The organism is Clostridium sp. TJA038 (genome assembly GCF_058310255.1).
Genome location: NZ_JBZEFA010000017.1, coordinates 1 through 9942, shown reverse-complemented (window position 1 = coordinate 9942; position 9942 = coordinate 1). Strand labels below are relative to the sequence as shown.

Annotated in this window: 9 protein-coding genes; 1 reads left to right on the top strand and 8 read right to left on the bottom strand. The window is 22.8% G+C overall.

Translation table 11 applies throughout. The features are described from left to right. Positions 1-1276: 1276 nt before the first annotated feature. The 7 genes from AC4FQV_RS11700 to AC4FQV_RS11670 form a co-directional block, all read right to left on the bottom strand. Complete coding sequence (locus AC4FQV_RS11700; RefSeq protein WP_491165587.1) at positions 1277-1723, bottom strand: hypothetical protein; 447 nt, start codon at positions 1721-1723, stop codon at positions 1277-1279. Between the two features lie 309 nt (positions 1724-2032). After that, complete coding sequence (locus AC4FQV_RS11695; RefSeq protein WP_491165586.1) at positions 2033-2596, bottom strand: recombinase family protein; 564 nt, start codon at positions 2594-2596, stop codon at positions 2033-2035. Positions 2597-2782: 186 nt separating this feature from the next. Further along, positions 2783-3769: an Abi family protein gene (locus AC4FQV_RS11690; RefSeq protein ID WP_491165585.1), complete on the bottom strand. Its 987-nt coding sequence runs from the start codon at positions 3767-3769 to the stop codon at positions 2783-2785. A gap of 298 nt (positions 3770-4067) precedes the next feature. Beyond that, entirely contained in the window at positions 4068-4379 is a 312-nt protein-coding gene (locus AC4FQV_RS11685; protein ID WP_491165584.1) for a hypothetical protein, read from the bottom strand. Positions 4380-4814: 435 nt separating this feature from the next. Then, on the bottom strand, positions 4815-5222 hold the full coding sequence (locus AC4FQV_RS11680) for a DNA-binding protein (RefSeq protein ID WP_491165583.1): 408 nt from the start codon (positions 5220-5222) through the stop codon (positions 4815-4817). 88 nt (positions 5223-5310) lie between these two features. Further along, on the bottom strand, positions 5311-5466 hold the full coding sequence (locus AC4FQV_RS11675; protein WP_491165582.1) for a hypothetical protein: 156 nt from the start codon (positions 5464-5466) through the stop codon (positions 5311-5313). Between the two features lie 41 nt (positions 5467-5507). Next, entirely contained in the window at positions 5508-5699 is a 192-nt protein-coding gene (locus tag AC4FQV_RS11670) for a hypothetical protein (RefSeq protein ID WP_491165581.1), read from the bottom strand. A 1399-nt stretch (positions 5700-7098) separates the two neighbouring features. Between AC4FQV_RS11670 and AC4FQV_RS11665 the strand changes: the two genes are divergently transcribed. Beyond that, positions 7099-7854 (top strand): hypothetical protein, encoded by a 756-nt coding sequence (locus AC4FQV_RS11665; protein ID WP_491165580.1) that lies wholly within the window; start codon positions 7099-7101, stop codon positions 7852-7854. A 659-nt stretch (positions 7855-8513) separates the two neighbouring features. On the opposite strand, the gene AC4FQV_RS11660 is transcribed toward AC4FQV_RS11665, so the two are convergent. Beyond that, positions 8514-9440, bottom strand: a complete 927-nt coding sequence (locus tag AC4FQV_RS11660; RefSeq protein WP_491165579.1) for a hypothetical protein — start codon at positions 9438-9440, stop codon at positions 8514-8516. Between the last annotated feature and the right edge of the window lie 502 nt (positions 9441-9942).

Genomic DNA, 9942 nt, shown 5'->3' with positions numbered 1-9942 from the left:
TAGAATTCTATTATTGATAGTCTTAAAACGCTTTAAAATCCTTATAAGAGCATTTAAAAATAACTACAAAAAAATGAAGGATAACATCCAAAGAATTCAATGAAATAAACACAGTTTTCAAAAAGTGTAATCTGTTTATACCTTCAGAACTAAAAGATAAAAATATTTTTTGAAAAATCAACAAACATTCTAAATAATTTATATGTATTAGTAAGAAAAAATATAAATTATTTAGAATGTTTAAAAGACTGGCAACCCTCTTTTTTTTATTTATTATATAATAATGCATAATGTTAGATTATGAAATTTTTGATATAAAATTTATTAATGTATAGAATTTTAGGTTATATTTTTATTAAATTGATTCATAATGGGAATTTATTTCGGAGGGAGAGGTACTTGGACTTTTTCCGTTTTCTACTATTTCTTTTATATCCCCACAGTACCTTTAAGAGCATGTATTATTTTTACCTTTCATATTTTTTTATATTAAGTTAATGATTTTAATTTGTTTACTATATATGTTTCTATTAAATAAGAAAATAAGATGAATTATTGGGGATAGATTCATCTTATTTTCCATTTTAGTAAATTAAGTAAAATGTATTGCTTGTATTAAGCAATATTATGTAATGCACATATTTTAAATATGCGACAATGATTATTATATTTAATTTTGAATATTAAGTAAACGGTAAAAATAGTTTGCTTATGTAATATATAGGTAAATGTGTATATATTTCTATTTATGTCTAAAAATTAATAGAGATTAATTATATTATTAATATATTATTTTTATAAACAAAAAAAAGGCTTTAAGCCTTTTTTTGTCTTTTTAGTTTTATTGGCTGGTTTGATATTAACATATTAGTTTTATATATTGATAAATTGAAGTTGTTATTCAAATAGAGTACTAACAATACTCTTTATGTAGAAACAAAATAATAGATTCTATTTTTAAATATTATTATGTAATTTCGGGAAATTTTAATTGAATTTTCAACATTTATAATTTATCCATATATATAAAATTAATATTAATATATAAATTATAGTAAAAATTTTTATATAAAGTAAAGTAACGTTAAGATCCTTAATATTAAATTTATTAAGATTATTTTTCAAAAGCTTTTCTTTTTTCTATTTTTTTAGCTTGTAAAGTTTCTGATAAAGAAAGCAAAGAAGTATTCTATTATGTATTGCAAATTCTAAAATGCAAGGTTTATAAACTGTAATATTTTTATTGTTCTAATAATGTTATTTCAGTAAGAAATTATTATTTTATTAATGGTTTTATCATACTAATTATGGAATAAAATATTAAAATAAAACCTATTAATTTTATGTAAGTATCATACATATCTGACATTTGATTTTCATCTATATCTTTTAATGAAAATATATGAGTTAAAAGAAAAAATTTACCTGTAAATTTTATTAATATAGATCCTATTATAATAAATATTATTGTTTTAGAAATTAAATTTAATGAGAGTGTTTGATTTCTAAAGTTTAAAAATAATAGTAATAATATTAGTGAAATGCTTATCATTGAAAGTACTAATATTATATTTTTTTTAATTTTATTTTTTATACTTATATTTTTTTTGCTTATTGAGATTGCCTTGTCATAGTCAATAAAAAATTTATTAGATGCATTACAATTTATGCACATTAAATTATTATCACTATTAATTTCCCCACATTTAGTACATACTTTCATGAAATTTCCCCCTTTTTATTTTATCATATATTATTAAAATAACGTTTACAATAAAATTTTTAAAATAAAAATAATTAAATATGTATGACTAGCTCTGCTGTAAAACACTAAATAAAAAGTATAATAGTCCTTCTGCTAATTTATATTATCTGTAAAATGATATAAGGTAAAAGCTGTAGTAGTATTTTTTATGATTATAGTCTTAAATATTAGTTTTTTAAGTCCTAGAGCTATAATAAAAGGTTAATCATAAAAAAATAGATAGAGAATAATACTACAATAGAAGTAAAAAAAGAAGAGGGCTTTTAATTATTCCTCTTCTTTAATAACTCTATAGATAGTTGACCTACTCAACCCTGTTTCTTTAACTATTTCATTTATTTTATAGCCTTCTTTATATAAAAGTTTTATCATATTTGCTTTATCATTTCTTTTAGAAGGTCTACCCCCGTTTCTCCCCCTAGCCTTAGCACTTGTCAACCCCTCTTTTGTTCTCTGACTAATTAATTCCCTTTCTAATTGACTTAATCCACTCATTACAGTTAATAAAAAACTATTATATGGATTGTCGCTAGAGGTATCTAACCATGTATCTTTAATACTTTTTATACTAGCTCCTTTATTCTTTATTTTTTCTATAATGTCTAATAAATCTTTGGTACTCCTTGATATTCTTGTTAAATCTGTAATTATAACAATATCACCTTCTTGTAGTTCTTCAATCATTTTGTTTAATTGTTCTCTATCTAATTTAGTACCAGTTATTTTTTCTTGATATATATTTCTTTTATCTACGCCATAATTAACTAGCATATCAATTTGTCTATTTAAATTCTGTCCTGCCGTTGATACTCTTGCATAACCTACTAACATATTATAATCAACCTTCTTTCTCATCTCTTTGCTGTAATCATTGTATCATAAACGTTTCATAATGTAAATAGTTTTTGATACGTTTTTTGACACAAAATAAGATAATGAAAGTGGCTTTTTAACTTATATTTTTACAACTTAAAAAAGTGTATCAAAAACAATCATTTTTGATACACTTTAAATATATTATATTTTTTTTATATCAAACCAATTTTCTGGGAACCCCATTTGTTTTAATACATCATCAATCTTTATAGTTACTAACTCTTTACTAAGTTTATCTATTTCGCCTTTTATAGAATATAAAAATTTGTTTAAAGAATTTTTACTTAAAATCAATTTAAACACTATTACGATAGCAAATAAATCATTTTTACCATATATATAATTACCACTTTTATTAATAGGAATAGATAATTTACTATGAATTGGAAAGGTTGATATCATATTAGGTTTTAAATCTTTCTTTAAAGCCCTTAAATTATATAATCTTTCATCATGAGCACATGCATTTCTAAAAATACTTAAAACAAATAATAAACTACTTAATTCCTTTGATGTCAATCCAAATTCTCTTGAAACATTTTCTTTATCATTTTGATACATTTTTTCATAGAACGTACTTATAGTGCCTAATGTAAGAGTATTCACTAAAACCCATAATGGAACATATCCATAATCAAGCATACTGTGAGAAATCATAGAATTATTTTTTTGTAATTGTCTTGAAATTTCACTTTGTATTCTAGATATTAACTCTGAAACTTGTCCAACCTTTTCAGCTTGTGTTTTTCTTTCTTTTGGTTTAACAGTTGTATCAAAATTACTTATTTTTAAATAATTATCATGTCCATATTTTTCAGAAAACTTATGAGATAGAACACTTTTTATATTATTTTCAACTTCTAATATATATCTCATAAAATACATTCTTAATTCTCTGTCAAAGTTATATAAAGCATATATTTCTTTAAAATTAGTATCTTTTTTATACTGCTCATCATCCCCAGTATAATTAGTATCTATAAATAAGTCTTTATATCCATTTATAATATTATAATAATTCTCTTTTTCTAGAATTTTTTTATGTGAACTTCCGTGAATAATTAATCCACGTTTTCTTAATTTCATCATTTGTTGCCTAGTAGTCTTAAAAACTTTTTCATCACTCACTTTTCTAATCCTCCCAAAAAAAAAAACTCTGGACCCGTAGGAAACCAGAGTATGATCACTATATTATATGTTTAACTTGTCTTTTCTATACATAAATATTACCATATTAAAATTTAATAATCAATAAAAATATAGTTAATATATATGTATTTTTTATAAATCAAAAAAAATCCCAAATTTATACTTTTTAAAATATACCCCCTACCCACAAGTATTTTAACACCTATATTTTAAATACTATACAACTAAAACTCATATTAACTTAATTATATTACTCAAAGAACTTATTTCCAAATTTTTAATATTTATCTTTTAAAATTTGATATATAATTTTAGTGCTGCACTCATATTCTTTTGCTAACTTTCTATAGCTCTTACCATTTATTAAGTGATCATCTTTTATTTTCTTACACTCCTCTTCATTAAACCTTTTTTTCTTTTTACCCATTCTTATAAATTGGCACTCCTTAGCTTCAGCACTAAACGGAAAATAAGGAATTTCATTTTCTTCTAATTTACTTATATATTTTCTATTAACCATAACTATAATATTGTCTATATCTTCAATTTTATTATTTATTATTTCATCATCTAATTTCCATTTACTCATAGCAATATAGCTCCTCTTCTTTAAAATAGTATTACTTAATATTAAATAATACGAATTACTTATACTATATAATACATACCTAACCCAAGTCTAACCTTTTTATAATCTTTTCATTTACTATTAAATTATATGTAAAAATGATATTATATTACTTGGTTATTCATTTGAAAATTATAGCTATTCAACCACATATTTTTTGAATATAACAATGTTCAAATTTCTAAAGTAAAATTATGTAATGTTATAAAAGAGAGTTTTTAAAGCTCTCTTTTGTTTTATATATTTAAATATCATTTTTTGCCCCTTAGTACCTCTTATTTTAACTTTTATACTTAACATAATATTTTATCCAATTAAATTCCAATACTCTTAAAATTGATTTTAACGCCATATAATAATATAAAAAAATAAGATGTCTTTTAAAGTTATCCCTTCTCAATTAAATCTAAGTTTAAACCAATTAAACCATTTATTATTCTGTTTATTAAACTCTTCATTTCTTCTTTTAAGTTCTTCTCTTTTCTCCAGTAGTAACAGCTCTGTATTACTTAAAGCCTTTTTCTGTAGCTCTTGGCTATTTAATATAATTTGATTCTGTTGTTCTAATAATAACATTAACCTTTTATTGTCAGCTCTTAGCCTTTCAATTTCTTCAACCTGTTGTTTAATCAATAAATCCTTTGGTTCAACTCCCTTTAAATAATTTAAACCATCTGCATTAATATGTTTAACGCCTTTTTCTATAGTTATATATTGTTTAAACTCTTCTTTCTTTAGTTGTTTATATATAGCTTGTTTACTTATGTTAAGCTCCTTAGATACTTGCTCTACTGTATATAACATATATTAAACCCCTTTAAACCATAAGTTGAATAAGTTTAATATTCTATAATCTATATATTTCTCCTCTAAAGGTCTTAAAATTTACTAACTACTTTTCCAAAGGTTTATCATTTTCAGTCCAAGTTCCAGTAACACATTCTACAAAATTATCTGATTTTAATTTTACAACTCGATAACCTTTTAAAGCTACTTTGTATGCATCATCTTCGATTTCTTCAACTGCTAAAACCTCACGATCATTCATATCACTTCTTAATAAAATTAAATCTCCAACTTCAATTTCATTTACATATTTTTTTGTAAATAATAATTCCAATCATTATATGTTGTACAAACAATAATATTATTATTACAAATAGGGCATTTAACTATATCATATGGTCTATCTTCTAAAACCTTATATTTACATTTCCAACAAAAATGATGAGCCTCTTCAAATTTTGGCGAAATATTAATACTATATTTTCTTTTACTCATAATATTATAACTTCTTATATCTAATAAATTTATATCTGAACTATAAGAATATTATACAAAAATTACAGGATAAAATAAGTATGAACAATCATAGTTAATTACTCCAGTAATGTTATTTGATTGCTTTTTAAGCCTAAACCCACACCGCGGGAACTTTCAATATCAACTAAAACTACTCTAAAAACTCTATTTTTAATATCAGCTAGAACAAGATAAAATAAAACTCCTATAAACCTAGTAAATAAAAAGCTTAGAAGAAGGTTAAACTAGAAGCTAATTAAGGGACAACTAATAAGCCCCCCATATAGGTCGGAAAAAAAATGAGGGTTTTTGATTATTGAAACTAATATAAATTTAAAGTATAATCCTAGTAGCAATAAAAAACAGGTTGCTTATAACAACCCGTTTCTTTTTAAAAATGTTATATGACGTTCCAAAGTCTTTAAGTTAACTTTAATTTATAGATTACAATTAGATTTAAATTCTGAAAGTCATACTTTTCTACAACCATATATATTTAGAAGTGATAATAGAGTTGAAAAATATACTTATTCATTTAGAATAAATAATTTAGATGTCAGAGATAAGCTACTTTTAATATTTTTTGAGGATAAAATATCAAATATTACCAAAAATTTTTTTAAAAATAAAATTTATCTTTTTGTAAATGAAAAAGAAATAACTATAACTTCTTATACTCCAATTAATAATTCTATACGAAAATATGTTAAATTTTTAAATGAAAATTTAAAAGAAATAATAGATTTATATATAGAAACTAATATAGAGACTAATAATAAAGATTGGAGTTTTGAAAGTTATAAGAAAAAAAATAAAGCACTTTATTTAATAGGTTCAAGAAAAATGTAAATTATAAGAAATTAAAGTGTTGAGATTTTTTAAAATAGTATCAAAAACATTGTTTTTGACACAAAGTAAAAGCTATTAATTAGATCTATAAGAATATCAAAGCAAATTATAATAATCTTGTTTCAAAATAGATTAAAGCTGTACCAGCATTAATATTTTTTGAAATAAGATTAAACTGTCTTTAAGCAAGATTAATCTGTCTTGCAATAAGATTAAATCAAAAAAGAGAATAGAAATGTATTTAATAGAAAAAATGATTAATTTTGTAGGAGAATAACTTTTATTATTTTACAAGATATGTTAAAATTAGATACAATAAATAAATGAACGGAAAAAAGGAAAAAACCTTTTAAAAGTTAGATGTTTTGCGGACAGACAACTTTTAAAAGGCTCTACTAAAAAAAAGATTTATTCTTATCTTTGTTTTATATTATATATAAAATTACAAATATAAGCAAGTATAATAATAATAAATCTCTCTTTTAGTAGAATTCTTTTAATGTTCTGCTGATAAAGGAGAGATTTTTTTATGTCACATAAATTATATAAAGTTAAATTTAGCAAAGATGAAAAGAAAATATTAAACACTATAGAGAAAGACAAGATAAGACTTAGTGTCATGTCCCTTTATTCTTATTTCATAAGTAAATCAGAGAATGGAGAAATATGCTTTAGTTATAGAAAGTTTTTAAAAGCCTATAATAAGTATCATAAAGCTATCAGCATAGCAACTTTAAAGAGCAGAATAGAGTTAATGGTAGACCTAAAGCTTATAAAAAAAGTGAAAAATGGCAATTCCTTTATTTACAAATTAAACAGTTTTCTAAACAGTAAAAACCCCCTTCAAAGCATTACCAATGCTAGGGTTGAAGATATTCATCAAGAGCCTAAATATATAAATAATAGTAATATAGATAATATAGACTCTTATAGTTACACAGGGGATAAAAAGTTTGAAAAAGATAATTTAAAAAAGTGTAACAGCCTTGTTGAAGTTAGAAGAAAAGCAGTAGAATTATTAAAGGATTTTAGAGTTAAAAACAATTGGATAAAAGAAAGAGTTTTAATAAAAGTTACTAAGCATTATAAAGGAATTACAGTTAAGTTTTTAGAAAACTATATTATAAAAGTTATAGAAAGCTCTAGAGAGTTATATTATAAGAATTATAGAAAATACGTTAAGAATACAGGCTATAAGCCAAACTTTACACAAAGACAGCATAATAGTAGATACTATTACCACCTAGAAAGGCAATGGCTAGAAACGAATTCTACTGTTTTCTAATTCCTAAGATAGGATCTATTAAAGTTTTATAGATAGTCTATGACTTTAGTAGATTAGTAGACAAGCTATAGAATGATAAGCTAATGAAAACAGAAAGATTAATAAAGAAATTTTAGTAGTCTATTATAGAGAATGATATACCTATGACTATTGATAATCTATAGTATTATATAGGCTATTATTAATATGACTACAGCTATAAATATAAGGCAGAGATTAAGAGGATATATTATTATAAACAAGACTAAGAATAATAAAAAAGCTTGGCACAAGCTTTTTATTGATAAGAGAAATTTTTTCTCTTATCAATATAACTTATACTAAGTTATATTGAACTATACTAAAATGTTCTAATGTTATTCTGATATATACTAATATGTATTAATATGTACTAATAAGAGTATCTGTTTGAACCTTTTCAAATAAAGCTTTTGTCCTATTCATGATAACTTATTGTCCTTTAATAAATAACTTTTTGTCCTGTAAATATAACTTTTTGTCTTATATAAATAACTTTTTGTCCTTTTTAGATAATTTTTTGTACTTTTAAGATTAAGAAATGTATCTTTAAAAAAATATTTTGTCTTATAATTAGCATGAAAAAAGGCTATAGGCATTAAAATTAATGCTTATAACCTAATAGAATACTAGAAATCTTTTTAAGCATTTGTATTTGATTTTAAATCAGATTCACTAATATTTGAATTTGAATTTTTTGAGCCTTTTACAAAATTTATTTGTAATATAGAACTATACTTTTCAGATTTTTTTTTGGTAATAACATAATAATCTATGTATTTCTTCAGCTCTAAAGCTTGAAGAGCTTTAGTTATTTTATCTAACTGAAATTTATTAACTTTATTATCTTTGCTTGTTTCACCTGTTGCTAAGCACAAAGTAGCTCTGTTTATTCGCAAGTCACCAATAGTACACTGTAAAGCAAGTATATATATAAAAACTTTTATCTGTAGAGGATTTAAATTTTGAATTAATTCTTTTAAAAAAACAGTATTAATTTTTACAAAGCTGTATTTATTATCTGTTGATGATATACTCACTATATTATATATTATTTTGCTTTTCCCAGTCCTTTTATCAATCATTTCATCTTTTTTTAGTATTCCTTTATTTTCTAAGCCTTTAAACGCTCTACTTAATGTTTTTACAGATATATTACTTTTACCACTTCTACCCCTTATATTAATATCCTGTAGTAATTCTTTAAAAATCCCTCTATAAAACTCAATATAATTTTGCCCATTGCCATTATTAAAACTATAAAGCATAAGAGCTAAATATACTTGATATTCTGTAGGTGAAAGCACTCTAAGAAATTCTTGGTCTGATATTATAAATAAATCACCTTTCCAGCCTGTTGGATTATCATCTATCAAAACTTTTTCACCGTGCTTGTTTATTTTATAATTTGCTTTTTCTATTTGCTGATTATTACTACTACTAACCTTTTCTTTACTTTCAATATAATTATTAACGCTATCATTTTTTATTGTTACAATAGTTGGATCTTCTTTTAGAATACCGTTAAGGTTAATTTGTTGCCATTTCTCTTTACCTTTACCTTTCATTTTTTTTTACCTCCTGTTTTTACCTCTTATTGTTTTTATATTTATTTTATAAAGAACAACGGAATAGTTAACCCAAAAGGAAATATTCAAAGTTTTTTAATATAATAAAGACTTTTTTATGTACTATAGAGGTGAAAAATAAAATATTAATTTTATTTTAAAAATGCAGAGGAAATTTTATATAGATTAAAAGCATATCTTTTTCTAATTTAATAAATGCTTCTTTTGAAATTTAATAAATTTATTAAATGTATTCACGAAAAATTTTCAATTGGTAACTTTAAAAGAAGATGAGGTGACATTTAACTGTCTAATCAGAGGTTAAAATTTCTCAAAAAAATGGAGGGCATTATATAATTAAATTTAATATAGTATTTATATGAATATTCCCTATTTTAAGCCTGTTTTAATGCTATATAAATAGAATTCTATTATTGATAGTCTTAAAACGCTTTAAAATCCTTATAAGAGCATTTAAAAATAACTACAAAAAAATGAAGGA